This window comes from Bdellovibrio bacteriovorus, assembly GCF_041888015.1.
In the GTDB taxonomy this organism is placed as follows: Bacteria; Bdellovibrionota; Bdellovibrionia; order Bdellovibrionales; family Bdellovibrionaceae; genus Bdellovibrio.
Genome location: NZ_CP168968.1, coordinates 1055922 through 1077725, shown reverse-complemented (window position 1 = coordinate 1077725; position 21804 = coordinate 1055922). Strand labels below are relative to the sequence as shown.

The following is a 21804-nucleotide window of genomic DNA, read 5'->3' as shown; positions in this document are numbered from 1 at the left end:
ACCACTCTGTTGGAAAAGGTCCACTGTTCCCCTATCCCTAAACTTTGGTCAATGAAAAGGTCCCGTGAGTCTTAATTGGTTTTCAGTACCAATCACGGCTCAAAATAAAACACTTTTAATTTACAACTGTTCCTTTCATGCAAATGAACAAAAACAACTCTCTTTTAGTACAGAAAGTCCAGGTATGAGCCGAAGAGTGTTCCATCAACCACACCTTTAGAGGAACAACTGAACTCGGAGACTGGACATGAAGTTTTCATCTAGAATTGCTATATTGGTTGCGGCCACCATACTTTATTCGTCGACTGCGCCAGCAACTCGCGGCGGTACAGAAGCTGGGGTTTGCACGGACTGTTTTGTGACCACACCTGCCGGTCCTCGCATGAAAGACAACATGCAATTTGTGGCCACGGTCCTTACCGGTATTAACAAAAAATTTGCCTGGGGTCCGAAGTGCGAGAGCTTCGCCAGCGGTACCGAACTGGGGCAATGGGGTCACTATATCCGCGAGGATTATATGAAGGGCTCTTTCCCAAATCTTGAAAAAGGTTCGCCGGATATCTATCGTGCCTGCCCGACCTATACAATGATGAAGCCAACCGACAAAGCCAACTTCTGGGTTTTGGTTTTCAATGCCATGGCCAACTATGAAAGCACATGTATCAAGACCGCGCCAGCTCAAGGGCCTAACGGTCGCTTGTATGGTCTGATGCAGCTTCATGTGGGTAGAGAAGGTGGCTACGCAAAAGAATGCAGCAACGGTGACAGCAAAACACCGTCTGATACTTTCACCTGTACACTCAGCATGCTGGATGGACAACTTCGCCGCGACAACGCCCTGTTCAGCCGTAAATCCTACTGGGATGTCCTTCGCCCTCAAGCCGCCAGTGGCAAAGCCAAAAAGATCGCCAAATCCATTGAGGCTTATACTCCCTGCCACGACGAAAAACGTCTGAACGCAAAAAAACGCAGCGAGTTTGAAGACAACGAAGAGATCTACCAAGCTCTTGATATCATGGAGACGCCAGACACTGGCGGAGGCATCTACGATATTTAGTGCCCTGAGACCTGTTTGAATATTCGCTTCAAACAGAATACGGTACGGGTTTCTATATGCTCCTTGAGTTTCATTTTCCAGATTCAGAAGATGATCTTAAGGAGTATCCGCCCCATGAATGATTCCCCGTCTTCACGCGAAGAGATCCGCAGTCTGCTTCACACTATCGCGCAGAACCTTTGCAACGATCAAAACAACATCCAGGTCAGCTATGTCGAAGGTGACAAAACCACTATCTATCGTATTGAAGTGCCTACGGATCTGCGTGGTCGTCTGATTGGCGCAAACGGCAAAACCATCAATGCCCTTCGTGTGCTTTTGGCTGCTGTGGCTGGCACTCATGGCTTTCGCGCCGTGATTGATCTCGTTCTCTAATTCTATGGCGCACTCCGCCAAAGCCGCTGCCAGAGCGGCTCTGTGTTCGATTTTAAAATCCGAACATTAATCCCCTCCTGTGTGCTGACATCTTTGCAATCACTCGCGTTTACCGTGTACTTGTGGAACACGAGTTGATAAGAGGTCAGATGCCCATGAAAACGTTGAATAAATTTTTCCATAAGAAGTTTGAAGAACGTCGAGCTGCGAACCCTCGTTTTTCTCTGCGTGCGCTCGCCCAGCGGGTGGACATATCCCCCGGACATCTCTCTGAAATTTTCAACAACAAGCGTCCGGTTTCCTCTGCAAACTTTGAAAAGCTGATCGCGGGACTGCGTTTAAGCCAAGAAGACCACGATGCAGCTATTCAGCTGTTTGAATCGGAAAAAAATCGCAAGAAAGCCACATACTCCATCGAACGTGTCCTGACCAAAACTGAGTTTTCGGAAGTCTCAGGCGTGGATTTCTTTCTGGTTCTGGCGGCAATGGATCTGCATGCAGACCTGACTGACATTGAAAGTATTTCAAATCAGACCGGTGTAAGCCCGCAAAAGACAGTCCTGGTGATGGACAAGCTGGAGCAACTGGGGCTGGTGGAACGCCAAAGCGATGAGTCTTACATCAAAGCTGTGCGCAGCCTGTCGTCTGAAAGCGACATTCCAAACTTCGACGTGCAGAAGTTCCATTTGGAAGCCATGCAAAGAAGCTCTGATATTTTCCACAAAGTTCCCACTGAAAAGCGAGACATGGTTTACGTGACCATGGCCGTGAATCCCAAGAACCTGAACCAAGCCAAAAAAGAACTTGAGAAGTGCTGGAAGAAAGTCTACAGCAAGCTCTCTCAAGGTGAATGCACAGAAATCTATACGCTGGGAATGCAGTTGCTTCCGGCAGCAGCGTCCGAGGAGATGGCATGAGATATCTAATCGTTTTTGCTTTTCTTTTTGCGGCCCCATCGGCCTTTGCTCAGTACGTTGTCCGTAACGGTGGTTACGTCGTCAGTTGCCGCAATGGAGCTCCTGTGGCGTTGGAAGTGGCCGAGGCCCATACTCTAGGCCTTTCCATGGACTACTCTTCTGCCCGTGGCTTTCAGGTAAAGGTCGCAGATCTTATCTCTCGCATCCGCGCCGTAAATGCTGAAAAAGCTGCGAAATACACACGTTGGCTGCAGGAATGGCCCAAACAGGTCCGCTGGCATGCACGCATTGAACTGCAAGGTCCCAACGATCAAGGCACCATCAAGCTAAAGCCCGGCTGCCGCATGCGCATTGCTGTTGTTCAGACGAACGAAAGTCGTTTTGGTGTGCAGGAATATGCCATTGATTCTATGTTGTGGCAGTCTTTGAATGAAGATCAAAAAGCCGCTTTGGTAATGCACGAATTTATCTATCGTGACATCCTGGAGGAAAATCCCAGCTCCAACTCGAGCTGGGTTCGTCATATGAACATTCTGGTTCACTCTTTGGACTTCCAGTTCCGTGACCGTCGTGCGTTCTCGGAACTGATGTACTCTTTCTAACTATCGGCAGCTGGTGGACACCAGCTTCTGAAATTCTGCATCCGTCTTAAAGCGGAAGATCACATCCCCGTCACTCATATAGCGGAAAAGATCCTTGTTGCGCAGGGAACAGGATCTTTGGCTGTCACGCAGAACCGAGCTGCCATTACTGTTCTGGGATGGATCCTGATTCAAGGCAAAGCCCACATCCAGAAGCTGCCCTTTATAGCCCACAATCGTAACTCCACCGCCGTTCTTCGTTGAAACCTTATCCACCACAACTTTGCTGGCTCCGGAAATGGACTTCAAAACAGCTTTGTTCGTATCAAAAACAAAACGGTCCCCAGTGACATGTTCAATCGTCAGCTCCTGAGTGGCTTCATTCCATTCATAGCTGAGCTTTGCCTGCTTGCGCGGGAACATATAGAAATCCCGGGCCCCAAACTGCCCATCAGTTCCGTAGGAATTAAACACCATGAACATCCCATCGGCTGTCAAAACATAGTCACGATAAACCATGTCCTTGTAAGCATCCGTCGGAGAAACAGACAGCATGCAGATTTCAGCCTGATCCAGCCAAGCCCGCTGAAGCAAAGTGCCGCCTTTGGTTTCAGCCATAGGCTGACAGTTTTCGGGAGCTGGTGCCGCTTGGGCCATCGTTGCAAAGAACAGTGCTGTCGCGAAAAGTACCACTTTCATCAAGACCTCCTGCAATAGGTGGCTTTCAGGTTACAAGTCCCGATAAAGCGGTCAATGGGCCGCGACCTTAAGATGTTTCTGATAAATGTTTCGAACAGATAAAAACTGCAGTTCCGGCCTAAGGTTTGACTGCACAATCAGCCAAAGGCCCAATTGATTTATCACCAAGGAGGTCCTCGTGAAATGCTTGAAAACTCTTCTGTTCCTAACTCTGTTTGCTCCGCTGGGCGCTTGGGCACAGGTCGAATCGCGATTGGATTTTGGGATGCTTCCGGTGTCTGCAGCACGCACTCGTGACCTGCTTTTGACTAATTACAATTCCACCGTACTTCGTGCCATTTCACATACAATTTTCGGCGACAGCTTCTCGGTGCAAAGCGATTGTCCCGATCAACTTCGTTCAGGACTATCTTGCCGGTATCACATCACCTTGACCTGTTATCGCGAAGGATATCAGGCAGGGATGCTGACCATCTCCACTTCCGATAAGAACTATGAAGTGCATCTCTCTGGCTTCTGCAATCGCATCAACGCCCCCGAGCCTCGTCCACCGACACCTCGCCCTTAGCTGGGTGACCTATTCCAACGGCGTAGGGGAAGCGACCTCACGGAAAACCACTCTGGCTTTCCCCGTGACCTCATCCATCAGGACGAGGTCTGAGTCTTGTTTCCAAAACACGCCATCCGCTTTCATGACAAGTCCATCTTCGGGCAATTCCCAGGATATGGAAATGGGTTGTCCCGTCTGAATATCCGCGCCCACGGCCATCCCCGTGTCAGCATCCCAGAAATAGATTCGACCATCACGGGCAAACCATTCGTAGGAATCAAAGTTCTCAGGCGGTGTCCATGTTCCCACCTGCATTGAACCCGTCTGCACTGTCAGCAGACCTTCCTCGTAGTTGCCGTCTTTTTCGGCCTCGTACATGATATATATTTTATCGCCAGCCACCATTGTTCTTCCAAAGTAGCCATAGTCATAAGCTGCAAACGGACTCCAGGCCAGCAGAGCCCCGGTCAACGCTGTGAAGCCAGCAAGTCCTTGGCGAGGACTGCCATCCACTGTTGCAAAATCCCCACCCACATATAGAACACCCTGGTGATGACTGATGAAGCTGACCTCCCCATCAACCACGGGCTGCCAATTCGTTAACTGCCCACTGGTGAAGGCGGCCAAGCCGGACCGGGCATTGCCATTGACAGAGACGAAGTCGCCGCCAGCATAAACTGTCTCATTCAAGGCTTCTAAAATTTCGATCTTTCCATCCACTTCCAGCATTTGATGGGTGCCGGTCTTAATGTTCGCAACAAACAATTTTCCGACAATATTGCCCAAGGCATTCTCGCCACGACCGGAGACATAAAGATAGTCCCCAGCTCTTTTTGCTGTATAGACATCAAAGAACTCATAGCCCATTGGAATTGACGCCACCCAATCGGATGCCTGGGACTTATCGAAATTCACAATGGCCATACCATTGCGCTGTGGCCCCCCGAGATCATTCGATGCCACAAAAAGGCCTCCACTGCTGACCCCCAGAGCTCCGATAAGACTTGAGTATGAATGCACCTTGACTCCGGAACCATCGGCCTCCAGACGGAAAAGATCCGAACCGTCAGCGACATAGACACCACTGTTGTGAACCACCAAAGAATGAGGTCGTGAGCCTTCGAATGACTGCCCCAGCGCCAAAGGCGCACCGGAATTTTTAAGATCATAGGCCGCTACACTTTTATTCTGTGCGCCCCTGAGTCTTCCCGAAATATAAAGAACACCATCATGAATCACAAAATCCAAAACGTCATATGGATCGGTGGTTGCTGGCGTCCAGCCAATCACATTCCCACTTTGATCAATAGCTGCAAAATCATCGCGGGTCTGCAGATTCAATCCCAATGGTTTCGTGAAGTATCCATTCACGTACACAATGCCGCCGTATTCCTGCACAAACCAAACTTCGTCAAAAGTTCCCCGGTCCGTCACTGGCGCCCAGGATTTCAATGAATTGTCGGCTGTATTCAAAGCCGCCAGTCCATATCTGACCTCGCCTCTGACAGAACTAAAATCTCCCGCCAGATAAAGCGTCTGCTTATCCTGAGACACAGTGATTGCCCGAACTGCTCCTCCGGCAACTTTAGAATCAAAAGGTGCCGCATCTCCGGTCGCTGAATTAAGAACTGCCAGTCCTCGAATGACCGGAGCCCCTAAACTTTGGAAAGTTCCACCAACAAAGACTCCCCCACTGCCAACGGCGATAGTTTCAGCGGGAGCACTGTTACCTCCGGATGGCATCACATCCCAGTCCTTCACCGTTCCAGCCCCCGTCGTTGTTATGGCGGCGATACCTTGCAAGCTCTTACCACCGATCACCGTGAAATCACCTCGGACATAAAGAGTCCCCGCGCCATCGGAAACCATTCCGTCGATAGATCCAAGCGTACTGAGGTAGGTCGGGTTGGGATTCCATGCATCCAATGTCAAATCACTGGTGCGATAGCGAGCCAGGCCATGGGCTGCCGTTGCGCCCACATTCTTGAATCTGCCTCCGATATAAAGAAATCCATCAGCATAGTGGAGACTGACAACTTCGTTGTCCGGCATACTGACAGGACTGGCCAACAACGTTCCGCTTTCATCAAAGACAGCAAGATAATTCCTGTCCACACCATTGACCTTCGTAAAACCACCGGCCGCATAAATTTTGCCGCTGTCGTAGGCAAGGCTGGAAAAGCCCGATCGCAGTGTCGTTTTCTTCTCCCACAGGATTGAGCCATTGGCTTTATTGATCGCATACAGACCGGTGTCCGTGCTGTTGTATGAGTTCACACGGGACACGTACACCTGTGTAGGGCTTACGGCAATTGCAGTGACTTCAGTATAGGACTGAGCCAGCACCGGGTTCCAACCTGTCAAGGTGGCACCTGAAGTTCCATGAACGGATAGAACTGAACTCATGGACAGGCTCGAGTCACTGAGACTTGAACCACCGACATATAGAACATTCGTTGCCTGATCATAGGTCAACACAGTGATATTTCCAAAAATGGACGTGAAGAAACCAAGATCCCGTTCGCCATTCGCCAATAAGTGAATCACGGCGCCGCTGTATTCCCCCTGATAGCTGCTGCCTTTGACAGCAATATAAAGGCCTCCACTGCCATCGGCGGTCGCCGCAAGAATCTCGTTGTAAAAGCGAACCCCCGAAGGCCATTTCGAAAGACCTGTGGTAGCATCCACAACGGTCCCGAATGGATTGCTTACGCTGGAAAAGTTACCACCGACATACAGCTTGTCCTGACCTAGCGCCAAAGCAACGCCCGCAAGATCAAAGTCTCCAGATAGATTCCCAAAAGGCTTGAAGTTTTCATCCAACGTACCATCAGCTTTCACGCGGGCCAATCCAGCTCGGTGGACTCCATTCACGGCGGAAAAGGTTCCTGCGATATAGTAACCGCCATTTCCATCGGACACCGTTCTTTCGACTGTTCCGTTCACATTCAGGTGCCCTGTCGTTTCGCTCAACGAACTGCCATAAATGCTGTAACCACAAGTACCTATTTGAGAGAAGTTACCCAAGAGCAGGAAATCCCCTTGCCCCAAATTCATGGGAGTCTCGTACTTGCCATTCACGCAGAATGTGGATGCCGTGACCTTTTCAATCCCTGGTGGGGGTGACGTAGGAGTGCCTGAAGAAGGTTGATCGAATAGACTGGCATCAAGAGAGCAGCCTGAAGTTATCAATACAAATACAAACAAATAGATAAACTGCATGATTTCTTATCGGCACTCCGAACTAAAGCCGCACAATCCGAACCGCTAAATAACCGAGTTTAAACACGAAAGCGAGGTGTTTTCTCATACAAATATGAGAGCTCCTATTGACGGCAGAAAGGAAAATTGATTCCTTATCACTATGAGCCAACCCCATCTGACAAAATCTTGCCTCGCGATGTCCCCCTCATTGACCGTCTATGGGGCCGGAGATCTTGGAACCTTAGCTATCAAGGTCTATCAAGATCTTTATGCAGATGCGCGTATTTACGGCGTCACTAAGACTGACAGAAGGCATGAGGCTCTCAAGGCACTGAACATAAACCCAGTCATTGAACATCAAACCCTTCCTCCAAGCACGAATGTGCTCATTTCAATTCCTCCACAGCCAGGCCTTCTGAATTTGATCAGGCAAGCATTGGAAAATTGGGACAGAACCGGGGCCTTTCTTCTGATTTCCTCCACAAGGGTTTACGCAGAGGAATCGGGCAACGAAGTGCACGAAAACTCTCAGGTGACGGCAAGCTCCCCATTGCTGGAGGCCGAAACTCTGGTGCTTGATCAGGGCGGAATGGTTCTAAGACTTGCCGGGCTTTATGATGAATACAAAGGCCCTCACAGATTCATTCAGGAAAAAAAGACAACCAGCGGCCCTGCAAATTCATTCTTAAATCTTATCCACACTCAAGACGCCGCCCATCTGGCCGTTCGCTGCCTGCAATCAGGAACTGCACGGAAAATCTATTTAGGCTGCGACGATGTTCCGATGTCTCGTCAAGATTTCGTAAATCTTGTGGTGAGTGAACCCCAAAACATCCACTACACGGAAACGAATCAGCTTGGAAAAAGATGCAACAACCAGTGGACCCGACAAGCACTCAATTGGTCCCCGCAATACACAAGTTTCAAAAGCTGGTGGGAGCGTCGCCATTTGTCACTGTGAACAAGGTTTTGACACCGTCGGATGAAGGCGCCCCTCTATATCCGAATACAATCTGGCATAAACCTCGCATCAAAATGCCTCGGAATAATAGTCCCTTAAAATCGAAACGGAACGGAGAACTGAAATGAAGTCCTTTATTCTTGCTTGTCTTATTCTTTTGCCAATGACCAGCTTCGCAAAAAGCCTTCAGTGTGAGGCCGGAAAATACAAAATCGAACTGACAGAGTCGGGTTCAAACCAAATCGAGTTCAAGTTCTACGACGGCAATGGAAAACTAGCTATCAAATCTAAAATTTCAAGTGTTGAAGAATCCGGAAATACAACGATCTTCGCCCATCACCCCACGAATTTCACAATGGAGATCGAGAACCTTCAAAGCACTTCCAAAACCCTCAAAGGCATCTTCGACATGAACGACCCCGATGCCGGCCAAAAAAACTCCAGAATGGAAATGTTCTGCATCCGAAAATAAACACTGCGCGTTCTGCTGCCAACAAACAACAATGGTGTTGTTTGTTGGCAGCTCATTCAATCTTTATTCTACTTTCGTCCATCAAAGCCCAGAATCACTTTCTCAGTTGAACTTAGGTAACAAGAGAAAGGGATCACAATGGAACATCAACGGCTACTGGGGATCGTGGCTTTAGTATTTCTGCAACAAACTCCGATTTTGGCTTCTGCACAGACCTATCAATCAGGTGGGATGACCAACATCGAGGCTCCTCACTTGATTCTGGGCAGCGACGACTGGGGCACCTGTAATAAAAAACTCGATCCTCTGTTAAAGGCCAAGGTGGAGCTTATTCAAGTATGGGCGACGCGTGCAGAGCAATCCGTTGCCGGAAGCTGGCAAGAAAAGTATGCGAACAAACAGTTTAACATGTATGTAGCTGAATTTCTTGGCACTCTAAAGGGCGAGAAGGGTGCCTACTCATCTACTGAGTACACACTGACTTTATTAAATTTCTTTGCCGAGCGTATTAATGCAAGCCGCTCGGATAGTGAAGTCGATAAAGGTTACAAAAATTTGGCTATGGAAACTTTCAATGTGTTCTTGAGTTCCTTCCAATCTGAGCAAACCTGCCGTTTCGTTGCCAGTGAAGAACTGATGAATATGGCTATTGATTTTCAGAAAAGACTTGAAGAAAACAAACCAGACAGTCGCGCTCGAAAAATCTATGAGATGTATATCACGAAACTGGGTAGCTTTATTCCGGGCCAATACAGCAAGGAGCTGATTGAAAGAAATTTGAATTTCCGCCAGGCTGATACCGAAGGACACAAGTTTTATAAGCAGTTCCTTCAAAGCAAACCAGAAAATTCTCTCAAAGTCATGTATCAGGGAGTCTGTGCAAATGCCTATACGAGGGCCGAAACGGTGTTGGCTCGCGAGGTCCTGAGTCTGAATAGTGAACAAACTTATCAACTCATCGTGGAGTTCCAGACGAAGTATTATGACTCCGCAAATTATCCTCAGGAGTTTATCTTGAAGTACCTTACGATTCTTTCAGAACACCATAATTTGTTGAGATCGCTCAACGTTCGATAGAGCTTTCGGAGGACTCATGACGACGGCAGTGATGTTTTCAGGCATTGACGGACTGGACCGTTTGGACCAACGGGACATGGTTTTAGCACTTCCGGAGGTGAAGGCCCGAATGACAACGGCTCAGACTCACCTGGATAGAATTACTGGCGGAAAGATTTCACTTTCTGATTTTGCCCAAAGCTCCGAGGAGTTCTTTCACTCGGAGCTGGGCACATATCTCTTTGGAAACCACGGGCAGAAACTGACCGGTGGAGCCGTGGTCTGCGTAAAATGCCGCGGTGATGCCGCCACCGCCGCGGATCTGCGCGAGATTGAATCGTTGGGTCTTTATATCGCCGTCTATCAAACTCCGAAACATTTCCTGGTTGGGGGGCCTGAAGAATATCTGCAGGTCTGGTGTGAACTCGATTCCACTCGGCAAAAATATGCCATCCGCCCGCTTTGCGACAAACCCCTGCACTCGGCTGCCATGAAAGCGACCCAGCAATACACCCTGGAGCACTTCGGAGAGTTAAAAATTCAACCCTGGAAAATTCCAATGATCTCGGCTTCTGAATGCAAGCTCATCACCAACGAAAAAGAGCTTCTGGATGACATGATCAACAACATGACCGGACCGGTTCGCTGGTGGCCAACGTATCAGTGGATGGTGGAGGAACTAGGAGTAAAGCGATTCATCAACATAGGACCCAACGACACGCTCATTCGCTTTCACGAACGCATCCCCCTAGCCACTCCCGTTGAAGTCATCGACGGCCTCAGCCTAATGCAGTCGGCAGTTGTGCCCGCGCTAAAAAGTGCCACAGGCACTTTTTAGTGTGGAGTATGCGCAATTTTCCACGTCCTGCCGAAGCAAGCAACCAAGATCGAAGCAGTATTAAAAGGAAAAAACTAAGAAAGGATGGTGCAGTCGGCAGGACTCGAACCTGCAACCCCTTGGTTCGAAGCCAAGTGCTCTATCCATTGAACTACGACTGCACAGAGGTCCTCAGACTATCAATGAAGACCTTTAAAACGCAAGAAATGAGGTGGTGCGCCGTGGCGTCATTACTCTTCAAGCCAAACTGTCGAGCTGTAGAGATTCCGAGGATCTTCTATTTTGGCCCCGGTGATTGGATCCAATACCAGAGTGCCTTCGGAATATCTGACCCCATTAAAAGTGCTGAAATGGGCCATCACGATGATCTTGTCAGACACTTCTCTTAGCGTCCGCAAGGCCCAGACTGCTATGTTAGGTGCCCAGGTCGTCACAGAACCATCCGAAAGATTGAAAGCAGCCAGGCGTGAACGAGCTTCACCCCCCACATCCGTAAATTGACCAAAGAGATAAACTTTTTCATCGACGATTGCCAGCCCATTGACCCAGCTGTTGACCGTGGGGGTACCGCCCAGCAGACCTCCAGTATTCAAGTCCACCTTCGCCAGATTCTCGACGGTCTGACCGTCCACCATCGAAAAACCGCCCCCGAAAACTAAGGCAGACCCTTCAATATCAAATCCGAACACCCGTCCATCCACCTGAGTTGTCCAGAGTATGGCTGTCGCATCAACAAAGCTGATTTTTGCAAGGTAAGCCGGCCCCAAACCATCACTGCCTATCTCGGTAAATTCACCAGCAACCAGCAGACTTCCCTGCACACTTCGCATGTCATATACTTCGTCATTGACAGCTGCATTCCAGGAGGTGACTTCCCCATCAGCATCCAACTCCACCAGGTAACGTTTCCCCGAAGGAGTTGCACCAATGTTCGTGAACCGACCACCGACAAAAATCCTGCCATTATGCACGACCACGGATTTTACATAGTCGTTAGGAGTTGGGCTCCAAGGAATAACTTCCCCATCCTTGTCATACATCACCAAATATCTGGTTTCGGGAATGCCCAGGGTTTTGGAGTTGTGCGCATACAGCAGCTCTTCACCTTCAATCCGCGCACCTACAAAAGTGGCATCACTCACCGGACTTGCCACCGGTGGCACGTACTGGGTGCCATTTGACTTATTCCAATATCCCACGGTTCCATTCGTAAAGCTCAGAATATGGGTATCTGTCACTTTAAACAGCGACACCCAGCCTTCTGGTTCATAGGTTGTCGCCCATGATGAATCCAACACCGGAACCCCACCACTAAAATCGAATTTTACTATATTTCGAGTGGCATGAGCATTAACTGAATCAAAATCGCCAGCAATCCAAAGTTCATCGTCCCTCAATTCATAATCACCAAAACCACCCCACACTGGCAGCATGCTCAGGCCGGCAACGAAACCCGTGTCCGCGCCTGTCGTGGAGTTCAGCATCACAAACCCGCCTCCATCAATCAGCAACAAAGCTCCGTTATGCAATTTCAGTTTTCCCGAGTTAGAGCTTATTCCGGTGGCAGCAAAGGCAGTGTTGGCATCGTTGTCGGTCAAATTGATCTTGGCAACACCCGCAGAAACATGAGAATTGGTGCCAACATTCCCAAACGCCCCAGAGACAAATATTGAACTAGAATCGATCTCGACAGAGCGAATTTGCAATTCCCCTGAAATGTCAGCCGTCAACGGAGGCGCCCACGACATCAAATCCCCGGTAGTCACATCGAATGCGGCAAGGGCCGTACGGCCTTGCGAAGGGCTGCCCGCTGCTGTAAATTCCCCGCCCACATACAGAACACCATTGTGAACCTTAAGTGCCATCACTCCTGGAGCCGAAGCTCCACGAGTAAGATGGGGATTCCAATCTGAAAGAGTTCCATCAGGTTTGATATGAATCAATGCTTGTGACCCATTCTTTGCCACAAAATATCCACCGATGTAGTAACCTCCCGCCCCATCAGCTTCAATAACATGAGCTTCACCAATTGCGGCGTCAGAGGGCCCGATAGAATCAATTGCACCGGTGACAGGATTGTATTTTAAAAAGGGACTGCTGCAGGGGCCAATGCGACTGAAGTCACCGGCAAAGATCGTTTCGCCTGTAGGCAGCTCCGCCTGAGAAAATACCGGTCCATTGGAGCAAATTTTCTGAGCTATTTGTGGAGCATCGACAACACCGTCACCGTTGTCAGGACGTAACAAAGAGGGCTGAATTTGCCCAGAAATGCTGGCATCCAGAGAACAACCCAAGGACACCAACGCGAAACCAGCGAATAGGACGTACAAAAAAAGGACTCGCATACGTTACTTTTCGGAATGCGAGTTTGCAGATATGAATTACACCAGCGACAATTGCCAGAACTTAACGTCGCTGTACTACTTTAGGACGATCAGACATCTTTGACGATAAGATGGTTTTTAAGCTCGTTAGCTTTACCAGAAGTAACTGGGAAATGGGCCTGCAAATCCTGACCGCAGGCTTCAATCGCAGCAACAAACCCAGCTGCCCACTTGCCATCATGCAGGTTCTTACCTAACACAGCCAGAATCTCGTCCCAGTGTTCTTTAGGAAGTTTCTTGGAGATTCCTTCATCTGCAAGCACAACAGCTTTCTTCTCCATAACAGAGACAAAGATCAAAACTCCGGTCCCGAGTTCAGTGCGATGAATACGGTTCAGATAAAACTCCAAATGTGCGCGCTGATGAACAGAATCCACCTCGTCACGTTCGGGAACGAAGACCTTCTGAATCCATTTGCTCTTGGCCAAAACATGGGAAATCCCATAGATCACCACCAGCAACACCGGCCACAGCCACACCCAAGGTGTCACCCACAACCAGTCACTGAAAGGGAACTCAACAATCACCAAAAGCAACGTCAAAAGCAGGGTCAGAGTCAAAGGCACATGCCCCACCGCTGAAGAACGGCGAACAATCACGGGCACGATCTCTCCGGAAGTGGATTCTTCCACCCGGGAAATCGTCGCCTCAATCTGGGCAAGATCATTTTCAGAAAGATACTTATTAATCCAAGCCATAATCCCTCAAAATCCCCTTACCAGCTACCTGAAGATCCACCGCCAGAGAAGCCACCGCCGCCACCGGACCAGCCGCCTCCACCACCACCGGAAGACCATCCTCCGCCGCCGCCGCCAAGACCGCCGCCCCAGCCACCACCACCTCGGTAGTAACGTCCGCGACCGCCGCCAAAGCGTCCAAGGATAGAAATGATAATGAACAGAAGAACGATAACGCCGATAGGAATTTCCCCACCGCCGTTGTCATCTTTGGCCGGAACATTTTCCTGAAGTCCATGCTGTTCAGCGAATTCTTTATCCGCCAGACGCAAGATTTCATGTGTGCCTAGGACCACACCGGCAGAAAATTGACGGGATCGAAATAGCGGAATGACCTGATCGCGAATAATACGGCTGGCAATTACATCGGGAATGGCGCCTTCAAGACCCTGCCCCACTTCAATGCGCAGCTTACGATCATCAGCAGAGATCAGGAACAAAACACCATTGTCTTTTTTGGCGTCGCCCAGCTTCCATTTGTCCGTGATTGCGATGGATGCCATCTCAATCGGAGTACCGTCCAAAGACTGAACAATCAGAACCTGAACCTGCGCAACACCACGCTTGTTGAAATCATACAGAAGCTGCATCAGCTCCTGACGATCATCACGTGTCAAATATCCGGCTTCGTCCATGACCGGGCCGGTCAAAGTCGGAACTTTGAATTCAGCCTGGGCTGCAAGACTCAGACTGAAAAAGACAGCAAAAAGGGAAAGAGTCAGAAAATGCATGCGCGGACTAGAACTTCACGTCCGGAGCTTTTTCAGCCGCCGCTTTTTCTTCCGGAGCCATATCCCACTGAGGCATTTTTTCAAAGTGGTACATGATCGCATTCGTCCAGCTTGTTGGCGGAACGCTGACAAGATTATTAAAGCCATTGATGGATTCAATGTATCTTTGACGAGCAATTGTGATGCGATTTTCTGTGCCTTCCAATTGAGCCTGAAGATCACGGAAATTTTGGTCCGCTTTCAATTGCGGATACTGTTCAGATACAACCATCAAACGACCCAAAGCTTGAGACAAGCCAGATTGTGCCTGTTGGAATTTTGCCAACTGCTCTGGGGTCACCTTGGAAGGATCAATTTGCATCGCCGTCGCCTTAGCGCGGGCTTCCGTCACCGCCGTCAAGGTCGCTTCTTCGTGTTTGGCATAACCTTTAACCACATTCACCAGATTCGGGATCAGGTCAGCTCGACGTTTGTATTGATTGTTCACTTCAGCCAAGGCAGCTTCAGTTGCATTCTTCGCTTGTGGCAAAGATTGAATTCCACAACCCACCAAAAACGGCATGATCATAAGGGCAAGAACAAGAACTCGGTTTTTCATAATAAAAAGCCTCCAAATTAAAATCCTGGATACATCTCAGTTCTAGCGAATCTCCCAGTGACCCACAATGAAAACCGGATTATATTGGACGGATGACACGGATTATTAAGCTTCACCACACCGAGACAGCTGGCTGCATTTTCGTTGACAAGATTGCCGGCCTTAACACGCATACGCCCGAATACGGCCAGCGTGGCTGTGTGGAAATTTACGAAGAAGAGCTGAACCGCAAGCTCTATACCGTGCATCGCCTGGACAAAGCGACATCAGGAGCCCTGGTCTTTGCCACCTCCTCAGAAATTGCGGCAGCGCTGACGCAGGCTTTTGAACAGCACAAAGTTGAAAAGAAATATCTTTTCCTGACCGACAAAAAAATCTCTCGCAAAGAGTTTTCTTACGAATCCCATATCAGCAAAGAAAAGAACGCCTTCATCAGCCGCGAAACAGCCGAGCCCAATTCGAAAACCAGCTTCAAGTGGGTCAAGACTTTGGGAAACCATGAATTGTGGGAAGCTGTCCCTCATTCCGGGAAACCCCATCAAATCCGCCTTCATGCTGAAGCCAATGGCATTGCCATATTGGGAGACAGTGAACACGGGGGTTCCAACCATTTCCGTCTGTGTCTGCACTCTCTGCTTTTGGCATTTGAACTGGGCGGCCAGAAGGTCCGCTATGAAACAGCTCTACCTGCGTGGGCCGATGACAACGCCTCTACCGATCCTGAAGAGCAGATTCTGACGGAAGCATTCCAGCGCCGCGAGCGCATGTATCAGTTCAGCCAACTTCAGGATGAATGTCTGCGCCTGAGCCACCGCGAGCTGGACACCTACCGCATTGACCAGTACGGCGATTATCTGTGGGTCTATTGGTACAAGGAATCCGACCCGACTGTGCAGGACCTGCTGCGTTTTGAAAAAGTCTCCAAGCAGTACCACAAAAAGATTTTAATCCGCAAAATGCTCAACCGTGGCGAAGACCCCAATGCCCAGCTTTTATGGCAAATTGGCAACACAGCTCCCCGTTGGCAGGCCAAAGAAAATGGTGTGATCTATGATCTTCGCAGTGACACCGGCCTGTCCCCTGGTTTGTTCCTGGATCAACGTGAAAATCGCCTGTGGGTGAAAGAACATGCCCAGGATCGCAGTGTCTTGAATCTATTTTCTTATACCAGCGGCTTCAGCACTGTGGCCGCTTTGGCTGGGGCCCGTGAAGTCTGCACTGTGGATGTGTCGGCCAACTTTATTGAGTGGAGCAAAAATAACTTCAAGCTCAACGGCCTTGATCCTGAAGCTGAAAACCACGAGTTCTGGGTTCAGGATTGCCTTTTGTTCCTGAAAGGCACCATTCGCCGCAAGCGCAAATTTGGTTTGATCATCTGTGACCCGCCATCCTTCGGACGTTCCAAAAGCGGCGTCTTTTCCATCAGCAAGACATTTGATGAGCTGATGATCAACTGCCTCTATTGCCTGCAAAAAGACGGCTTGCTGCTGTTCTGTACTAATTATGAGAAATGGAACACCGGGGATCTGCATCTGCGCCTGAATAAGTTGAAGCGCGAGTTTTCTTTCAAGATTCTGCCTGCACCGGCACAGGGGTTGGACTTTGAGCTCCCGGATCAGGAGCCCCTGATGAAATCCATCATCCTACGTAAAAACTAAGGATAGAATTCGTAACGAACCTGCACACGCTCTTCCCCTTGTAAGCCCATTTTAGAGCCGCTGGCATAGGGAGGAATCGCCCGAGCTGTCTTCTTTTTCTTCGCTGGGAAAAGCTTGTCAGCCACGTAACAATCAAAGCGTTTGTCTTTGCAAAGAACCGTGAATTCCTTCTTGTTGCCCTTATGAACGTAGAGCTCCACTGCTTTCGTCATGCGTTCAAGAACTGCCAAATCCTGTGGGTCCACCACAATTCCCGAATTACGCGCCGTCTCGGCCGAAGAACTCTCTGCTTTTGCACCAGATTTGTCGGCCTTCTTGGTCGCAGATCTCTTTGTCGTCGGGGCATCATCAAAATCAAGATCCTGCGTTTTTTTGTGTGCACAAGATGCCATCGTCAATGTCAGCAAAGTCAGAATCAATACACGTTTCATTTCAACACCCATTCACCCCAAAGCGCGCCCTCTCCATTTGGATGGGCTTTGGCATAATTGTAGAACTCCCGCACGAAAGCCGCACGTTCTTTTTGATAGGGATATTTCCAGTCCGACGGATCAGCCACGGTCAGAACGTCATAGTCGTTGCTGAGCTCTGTGTTGCGTTTGATGATGTCATCAAATGAAGTGTCTTTGGCATTTTTCAGCATATCAAACAAAACCATAAAGGTGGTCGTGCGGCCTTTACCGGCCCGACAGTGAAAATGCACCCAGGCATCTGCCGGAAGTGCGCGCACTTTTTCGACAAATCGATCCACCTCGGAATCCACTGGACGAACATGGTCCGTCACCGTCAGACGCACATACTGATGACCGGAAGTACGCACCATGCTTTCTTCCGTTTCAATGCTCTTGATAACGGTATCGCCGATCTTCTCACCCACATGCAAATCACCCAGCAAGCGACGTTCCCGACGAACAGCTTCATCATGATTCAAGTCGGCATTGACCCAGTCACGGTCCGCATACCAAGTCACAGGAATATCATTGATCAAACCGTGGGATTCCTGACGCAAGTCGAAAATGTACAGCGCCGCTTTATTCTTTTTCACAGGCTTGGCAACGGTCTTCATCGCCTTCGGAGAAAACGTCGCACTGCCAGACATTCGAAGTGTGTCGTTTTTGCGGTAATTTACAGGCTGAATGCCCTCGCGGTTATGATCAAACACCAGCTCCACAGGACTGGTGGGCTGAGGACGGGTCATAAAAAATGGAACTTTTGCATTCACGGGCTTATCGGAATCTGTTGTGACAGTTTTTTCCGCACAAGCACCCAAAATCAGAAAAATGGGAAGCAACGCTACTTTCTTCATGTGAACCCCTTTCACCTAAAGTCTAGGGGAAGGGGTCGTCTCTGCACAACCAATAGTTTACACAAAAAGAACTTACGCCAATGTCCCGCGCGAGAACATTTCTTCCAAATACTTTGCAGCACTATCCTGTGTGCGCATGTAATAGTGCGCCCGCAAAATCCCCTGCTCTTCTTCAGTCAAAGAGGCGTTGGCTCCACGACGATTCAGACGATCCTGAGAAATATGATACAATGCCAGGGCCCCGGCGACAGAAATATTGAAACTCTGGACAAAGCCGGTCATTGGAATGATCACGGTTTCATCGGCCGCCGCCACCATTTCTGGCGTCACACCGTCACGTTCATTGCCAAGCACCAGCGCCGTCTTTCCACTGAAATCAATTTCATGCAGAGGTTTGGATTTGGCATCCAAGTGGGTCACAAAGATTTTGTAACCTTGGTTTTTAAGTGCTTTCACACAGTCCGTGGTCTTTTTCCACTTTTTGACTTCAACCCATTTGTCAGCCCCTTGGGTGACACGGTTGGCTTCTTTGAACTTTTCCTGAGTTTCAATCACGTGGAAATTGCCAAAGCCCAGGCCTTCAGCACTTCTCATCACCGCAGAAATATTCCCACGGTCATAGATCCCTTCAAGAACCACCGCAGTATCGAAGTTGCGCAAAGACACAACCTTTTCGATCTTTTCGCGACGTTCATCCGTCAGCAGGGGCCCGATCTTCTCAAGAACGATTTTGTAGTTCACAAGCAGATCGGAATTGATTTCAAGTTCGGGCCCGTAAGGGAACATGCTGACCTCGCAGTGGCAGGACTATTTGTAAAGAGCTTCCGGATTTTTTGCCAGATCGCGAGTGATATTCTTTTGGTGCGCTTCCAAAGTACCGCCACCAATTTCAAGCAACTTCGCGTCTCTCCAAAGTCTTTCCACCACGTACTCGCCCACATAACCGTAACCACCCAAAACCTGGATCGCACGGTCTGCAACGTTTTTCGCCATCGTTGTTGCCACCAGCTTTACACCGTCGGAATCCAAACGGTTGCCTTCTTTGTTCAAGTCCATGCGGCGAGCTGTTTCGTAAACATAAGCACGTGCAGATTTGTATTCGGCATAAGAATCCGCAATATAACGCTGCATCTGACCAAAGTGATTCAGGGACTTTCCGAACGCTTCACGCTCTGTCGCATAACGGTTCATGATTTCGATAGAACGTCTTGCGATACCCAAGCTCATCGCAGCCAAAGTCAGGCGCTCGATTTCAAGGTTGCGCATCATGTGCAGCATGGAATCGCCTTCATGACCGATCAGGGCGCTTTCCGGCACATGGCAATCCTGGAACACAAGTTCTGCTGTGTTGGAACCGCGCATACCCAATTTATCTTTGATCTTTTGGCCGACCGCGAAGCCTTTGTGATCCTTTTCAACCAGGAAAGTGGAGATCAACGCTCGACCGTGCTTTTCTCCCGTGCGCGCATAGACCAGAACCAAATCACAAGGTGTGTTGTTTTCGTCGATAGTTCCGTTGGTGATCCACATCTTGCGACCGTTGATCACATACTCGTTGCCTTTTTTAACGGCTGTTGTCTGCATACCCAGAACATCAGTTCCGATCGCAGGTTCAGACATCGCCATAGAGCCCACCCATTCACCAGAGCAAAGCTTTGGCAAAATACGCAGGCGCTGTTCATCACTGCCATTCACCGCGATGTTGTTCACACACAACATAGAGTGCGCCAGATACGCCAAGCAGAAGCCCGGGTCCGCCGCTGAGAATTCTTCATGCACGATGGTCGCTGCAGTTGCATCCATTCCCGCACCGCCAAATTGTTCGGGAACTGTGATCCCCAAAAGACCCAATTCACCGACTTTTTTGAACAACGCCAGATTGAATTTTTCATGACGATCGTACTCATGAGCTTGAGGCTCAATTTCCGCTTCAGTGAAAGCCTTCAAAGTTTCACGCAACATCGCGTGCTCTGGTGTTGGATTGTAAAGATCAAATTCTTTCCAATTGAAAGACATAAAAGCGACTCCTTAAAGCGAGATGCATACAGTCAGGCGAATCTATGAAGAGACGGCCTTCGGGGCAAGGGTTAGACCACAATAATGCGCTGCATTTTGGGCTATTTGCAAGTGCTACTGGACGCTTACACAGCCTTGGAATAGCTTTTGATCTGCGCCTTAAGGAGAACCACAAATGAAAGCCGCCGTTTTGGGTATTGGAACAGAGCTGACCGACGGGCAAATTGTAAACAAAAATGCCGCTTGGATCTCCAAAAAACTCAAAGATTTAGGACTGACAACACAGGCCCATCTGGTGGTTCCCGACGAACGCGATCTAATGCTGGAAGGGATTGTGTTTTGCGCCAGCAAGGCAGACTTGGTCTTTATCACCGGGGGGTTGGGCCCGACGTCGGATGATTTCACTCGTGATGTGGTGGCCGATTGGTCTGGCAAAAAACTCGTCTTTGATGAAGGCTCCTGGCAGCATGTGAACGACCGTCTGACCTCGCGCGGTTACGTGGTCAAAGATATCCAAAGGCAACAATGTTTTTTCCCTGAAGGCGCCCAAGTGCTGCCGAACAAAGAAGGCACTGCCAATGGCTTCTTTCTGGAAGCCCACGGGAAGAAAGTCTTTATCCTGCCGGGACCACCGCGTGAGATTGAAGCCGTATGGGATGCAAGCATCACTCAATGGCTGCAACAAAACACACAGGGTCTTGACCCCTACATCACACGCAAGTGGGACACCATCGGCGTTGGCGAGTCCGACGTCGCCCTGGTCGTCGAAGACATTCTGAAGGGAATCAAAGTGGAAAAGGGCTATCGAGTGCATCTCCCCTATGTCGAGATCAAAGCCTCTTTCCATCACACCCGGGAAAAAGAACTGCAGGCCCCACTGGATCAACTGACTGAAGCTTTGCAGTTTTGCACTATTGCCCGTGATGGCGATGACGTGGCCGAACTTTTCGCAGCAAAACTAAGCGAAATTAAATCTATTTGTGTGATTGATGAAGTGACAGGTCAGTTTCTGATGAACCGACTGATGCCGGTGCTGCGTGGATTTATGACGGATCAACTGTGGAGTTTCGCAAAGTCCCGGGATGTCAAAAGTCCGGCAGACCTGCACCTGCATCTGTTCCCGAAGGACGAACACAGTTGCGAAGTCAGTCTGGACTATCGTGGTCGCAAGGTGAAAGACTTCATCACCAGCCCGTACAAAACCATGAACATGAAAGAACGCAGACATCAGTACTTTGCCGAAATGGCCCTGATCTTCTGGCTTAAGAATCTGTGATTAACCTGTTTTGCGAAAGCCACTGAAGAGCTTGGCGATAAATCCCTGCTTGGTCCAATTTTCAGGTGCATCAATCAAGCGCAGATAATTCTGATCTGCATAGCGAAGGTGATCATAAATCATCGCACAGGCATCCTGGGCAGACGCATATTCGGAAGCCTTGATACTGTTTTTATAGAAGTCCCCGACAATATCGACACTGCCGTTGGGGTTTAGAAAAACTTCTATCACACCAAAGTCAAAGTACATCTTCCGCTCCAGCGGACGCAGCTTGTAACCTTCAAATTTGAAGTGCTGAAAAACCCATTTTTCTTTGGCTGCCTCAAGCAGCTTGCCTTCGACATAGGCCGTGATGTTGTTGCTCATTATCAATCCCTCAATGGTACGT

22 protein-coding genes and 1 tRNA gene are annotated in these 21804 nt (G+C 49.2%); 11 read left to right on the top strand and 12 right to left on the bottom strand.

Features of this window, described 5'->3' with window-relative positions:
• The first annotated feature begins 247 nt into the window (after positions 1-247).
• From ACES2G_RS05275 to ACES2G_RS05260, 4 genes are all read left to right on the top strand, one after another.
• A complete protein-coding gene (locus ACES2G_RS05275) occupies positions 248-1057 on the top strand; it encodes a hypothetical protein (RefSeq protein ID WP_374001488.1) in 810 nt (269 codons plus the stop codon).
• 114 nt (positions 1058-1171) lie between these two features.
• The gene (locus ACES2G_RS05270) at positions 1172-1432 is read left to right on the top strand and encodes a KH domain-containing protein (RefSeq protein ID WP_347356476.1); all 261 of its coding nucleotides are present in this window, start codon (positions 1172-1174) and stop codon (positions 1430-1432) included.
• Positions 1433-1587: 155 nt separating this feature from the next.
• A complete protein-coding gene (locus ACES2G_RS05265; protein WP_374001487.1) occupies positions 1588-2349 on the top strand; it encodes a TIGR02147 family protein in 762 nt (253 codons plus the stop codon).
• Positions 2346-2951 (top strand): hypothetical protein, encoded by a 606-nt coding sequence (locus ACES2G_RS05260; RefSeq protein WP_347356480.1) that lies wholly within the window; start codon positions 2346-2348, stop codon positions 2949-2951. Before ACES2G_RS05265 ends, ACES2G_RS05260 begins: the two co-directional genes overlap by 4 nt.
• Here ACES2G_RS05260 and ACES2G_RS05255 read toward each other — a convergent pair whose 3' ends face one another.
• Positions 2952-3629, bottom strand: coding sequence for a hypothetical protein (locus tag ACES2G_RS05255; RefSeq protein ID WP_347356482.1), 678 nt, complete (start codon positions 3627-3629; stop codon positions 2952-2954).
• A 178-nt stretch (positions 3630-3807) separates the two neighbouring features.
• Here ACES2G_RS05255 and ACES2G_RS05250 point away from each other — a divergent pair, with 178 nt between their 5' ends.
• Positions 3808-4197, top strand: coding sequence for a hypothetical protein (locus tag ACES2G_RS05250; RefSeq protein ID WP_347356483.1), 390 nt, complete (start codon positions 3808-3810; stop codon positions 4195-4197).
• 9 nt (positions 4198-4206) lie between these two features.
• Here ACES2G_RS05250 and ACES2G_RS05245 read toward each other — a convergent pair whose 3' ends face one another.
• On the bottom strand, positions 4207-7401 hold the full coding sequence (locus tag ACES2G_RS05245) for a hypothetical protein (RefSeq protein WP_374001486.1): 3195 nt from the start codon (positions 7399-7401) through the stop codon (positions 4207-4209).
• A gap of 178 nt (positions 7402-7579) precedes the next feature.
• On the opposite strand from ACES2G_RS05245, the gene ACES2G_RS05240 reads away from it, so the two are divergent.
• The 4 genes from ACES2G_RS05240 to ACES2G_RS05225 all read left to right on the top strand — a co-directional run bounded on the left by ACES2G_RS05240 (position 7580) and on the right by ACES2G_RS05225 (position 10710).
• Positions 7580-8344, top strand: a complete 765-nt coding sequence (locus ACES2G_RS05240; protein WP_347356489.1) for a hypothetical protein — start codon at positions 7580-7582, stop codon at positions 8342-8344.
• A 124-nt stretch (positions 8345-8468) separates the two neighbouring features.
• Positions 8469-8816, top strand: a complete 348-nt coding sequence (locus ACES2G_RS05235; RefSeq protein WP_347356490.1) for a hypothetical protein — start codon at positions 8469-8471, stop codon at positions 8814-8816.
• Positions 8817-8954: 138 nt separating this feature from the next.
• Positions 8955-9893, top strand: coding sequence for a hypothetical protein (locus tag ACES2G_RS05230; protein ID WP_347356491.1), 939 nt, complete (start codon positions 8955-8957; stop codon positions 9891-9893).
• A gap of 16 nt (positions 9894-9909) precedes the next feature.
• Positions 9910-10710: a hypothetical protein gene (locus tag ACES2G_RS05225; protein WP_374001485.1), complete on the top strand. Its 801-nt coding sequence runs from the start codon at positions 9910-9912 to the stop codon at positions 10708-10710.
• Between the two features lie 85 nt (positions 10711-10795).
• Here ACES2G_RS05225 and ACES2G_RS05220 read toward each other — a convergent pair.
• The 5 genes from ACES2G_RS05220 to ACES2G_RS05200 form a co-directional block, all read right to left on the bottom strand.
• Positions 10796-10871, bottom strand: a tRNA-Arg gene (locus tag ACES2G_RS05220).
• A gap of 69 nt (positions 10872-10940) precedes the next feature.
• The gene (locus ACES2G_RS05215) at positions 10941-13055 is read right to left on the bottom strand and encodes a hypothetical protein (protein ID WP_347356494.1); all 2115 of its coding nucleotides are present in this window, start codon (positions 13053-13055) and stop codon (positions 10941-10943) included.
• A gap of 89 nt (positions 13056-13144) precedes the next feature.
• The gene (locus ACES2G_RS05210; RefSeq protein ID WP_347356496.1) at positions 13145-13792 is read right to left on the bottom strand and encodes a TPM domain-containing protein; all 648 of its coding nucleotides are present in this window, start codon (positions 13790-13792) and stop codon (positions 13145-13147) included.
• A 17-nt stretch (positions 13793-13809) separates the two neighbouring features.
• Entirely contained in the window at positions 13810-14562 is a 753-nt protein-coding gene (locus ACES2G_RS05205; RefSeq protein ID WP_347356498.1) for a TPM domain-containing protein, read from the bottom strand.
• Positions 14563-14569: 7 nt separating this feature from the next.
• Positions 14570-15160: a LemA family protein gene (locus tag ACES2G_RS05200; RefSeq protein ID WP_347356499.1), complete on the bottom strand. Its 591-nt coding sequence runs from the start codon at positions 15158-15160 to the stop codon at positions 14570-14572.
• 92 nt (positions 15161-15252) lie between these two features.
• Here ACES2G_RS05200 and ACES2G_RS05195 point away from each other — a divergent pair, with 92 nt between their 5' ends.
• The gene (locus ACES2G_RS05195; RefSeq protein WP_347356501.1) at positions 15253-16818 is read left to right on the top strand and encodes a pseudouridine synthase; all 1566 of its coding nucleotides are present in this window, start codon (positions 15253-15255) and stop codon (positions 16816-16818) included.
• Here ACES2G_RS05195 and ACES2G_RS05190 read toward each other — a convergent pair.
• The 4 genes from ACES2G_RS05190 to ACES2G_RS05175 all read right to left on the bottom strand — a co-directional run bounded on the left by ACES2G_RS05190 (position 16815) and on the right by ACES2G_RS05175 (position 20140).
• Entirely contained in the window at positions 16815-17249 is a 435-nt protein-coding gene (locus ACES2G_RS05190; protein ID WP_347356502.1) for a hypothetical protein, read from the bottom strand. The genes ACES2G_RS05195 and ACES2G_RS05190 overlap by 4 nt on opposite strands.
• Positions 17246-18124, bottom strand: coding sequence for a tyrosine-protein phosphatase (locus ACES2G_RS05185; protein WP_347356504.1), 879 nt, complete (start codon positions 18122-18124; stop codon positions 17246-17248). The genes ACES2G_RS05190 and ACES2G_RS05185 overlap by 4 nt, the downstream gene beginning before the upstream one ends.
• A gap of 72 nt (positions 18125-18196) precedes the next feature.
• Positions 18197-18910: an RNA methyltransferase gene (locus tag ACES2G_RS05180; protein ID WP_347356505.1), complete on the bottom strand. Its 714-nt coding sequence runs from the start codon at positions 18908-18910 to the stop codon at positions 18197-18199.
• Between the two features lie 21 nt (positions 18911-18931).
• Positions 18932-20140 carry an acyl-CoA dehydrogenase family protein gene (locus ACES2G_RS05175; RefSeq protein WP_347356507.1) on the bottom strand — a complete coding sequence of 403 codons (1209 nt, stop codon included), beginning with the start codon at positions 20138-20140 and terminating at the stop codon, positions 18932-18934.
• Between the two features lie 175 nt (positions 20141-20315).
• Here ACES2G_RS05175 and ACES2G_RS05170 point away from each other — a divergent pair, with 175 nt between their 5' ends.
• Positions 20316-21416: a competence/damage-inducible protein A gene (locus ACES2G_RS05170; RefSeq protein ID WP_347356509.1), complete on the top strand. Its 1101-nt coding sequence runs from the start codon at positions 20316-20318 to the stop codon at positions 21414-21416.
• On the opposite strand, the gene ACES2G_RS05165 is transcribed toward ACES2G_RS05170, so the two are convergent.
• Positions 21417-21782 carry a hypothetical protein gene (locus tag ACES2G_RS05165; protein ID WP_347356510.1) on the bottom strand — a complete coding sequence of 122 codons (366 nt, stop codon included), beginning with the start codon at positions 21780-21782 and terminating at the stop codon, positions 21417-21419. It abuts the gene before it with no gap.
• Positions 21783-21804 lie beyond the last annotated feature (22 nt).

Bases quoted from the DNA above. Each gene is read 5' to 3' on its own strand.
- ACES2G_RS05275 (WP_374001488.1), top strand. From the start codon at position 248: ATGAAGTTTTCATCTAGAATTGCTATATTGGTTGCGGCCACCATACTT.
- ACES2G_RS05270 (WP_347356476.1), top strand. From the start codon at position 1,172: ATGAATGATTCCCCGTCTTCACGCGAAGAGATCCGCAGTCTGCTTCAC.
- ACES2G_RS05265 (WP_374001487.1), top strand. From the start codon at position 1,588: ATGAAAACGTTGAATAAATTTTTCCATAAGAAGTTTGAAGAACGTCGA.
- ACES2G_RS05260 (WP_347356480.1), top strand. From the start codon at position 2,346: ATGAGATATCTAATCGTTTTTGCTTTTCTTTTTGCGGCCCCATCGGCC.
- ACES2G_RS05255 (WP_347356482.1), bottom strand. From the start codon at position 3,629: ATGAAAGTGGTACTTTTCGCGACAGCACTGTTCTTTGCAACGATGGCC.
- ACES2G_RS05245 (WP_374001486.1), bottom strand. From the start codon at position 7,401: ATGCAGTTTATCTATTTGTTTGTATTTGTATTGATAACTTCAGGCTGC.
- ACES2G_RS05240 (WP_347356489.1), top strand. From the start codon at position 7,580: ATGTCCCCCTCATTGACCGTCTATGGGGCCGGAGATCTTGGAACCTTA.
- ACES2G_RS05235 (WP_347356490.1), top strand. From the start codon at position 8,469: ATGAAGTCCTTTATTCTTGCTTGTCTTATTCTTTTGCCAATGACCAGC.
- ACES2G_RS05230 (WP_347356491.1), top strand. From the start codon at position 8,955: ATGGAACATCAACGGCTACTGGGGATCGTGGCTTTAGTATTTCTGCAA.
- ACES2G_RS05225 (WP_374001485.1), top strand. From the start codon at position 9,910: ATGACGACGGCAGTGATGTTTTCAGGCATTGACGGACTGGACCGTTTG.
- ACES2G_RS05215 (WP_347356494.1), bottom strand. From the start codon at position 13,055: ATGCGAGTCCTTTTTTTGTACGTCCTATTCGCTGGTTTCGCGTTGGTG.
- ACES2G_RS05210 (WP_347356496.1), bottom strand. From the start codon at position 13,792: ATGGCTTGGATTAATAAGTATCTTTCTGAAAATGATCTTGCCCAGATT.
- ACES2G_RS05205 (WP_347356498.1), bottom strand. From the start codon at position 14,562: ATGCATTTTCTGACTCTTTCCCTTTTTGCTGTCTTTTTCAGTCTGAGT.
- ACES2G_RS05200 (WP_347356499.1), bottom strand. From the start codon at position 15,160: ATGAAAAACCGAGTTCTTGTTCTTGCCCTTATGATCATGCCGTTTTTG.
- ACES2G_RS05195 (WP_347356501.1), top strand. From the start codon at position 15,253: ATGACACGGATTATTAAGCTTCACCACACCGAGACAGCTGGCTGCATT.
- ACES2G_RS05190 (WP_347356502.1), bottom strand. From the start codon at position 17,249: ATGAAACGTGTATTGATTCTGACTTTGCTGACATTGACGATGGCATCT.
- ACES2G_RS05185 (WP_347356504.1), bottom strand. From the start codon at position 18,124: ATGAAGAAAGTAGCGTTGCTTCCCATTTTTCTGATTTTGGGTGCTTGT.
- ACES2G_RS05180 (WP_347356505.1), bottom strand. From the start codon at position 18,910: ATGTTCCCTTACGGGCCCGAACTTGAAATCAATTCCGATCTGCTTGTG.
- ACES2G_RS05175 (WP_347356507.1), bottom strand. From the start codon at position 20,140: ATGTCTTTCAATTGGAAAGAATTTGATCTTTACAATCCAACACCAGAG.
- ACES2G_RS05170 (WP_347356509.1), top strand. From the start codon at position 20,316: ATGAAAGCCGCCGTTTTGGGTATTGGAACAGAGCTGACCGACGGGCAA.
- ACES2G_RS05165 (WP_347356510.1), bottom strand. From the start codon at position 21,782: ATGAGCAACAACATCACGGCCTATGTCGAAGGCAAGCTGCTTGAGGCA.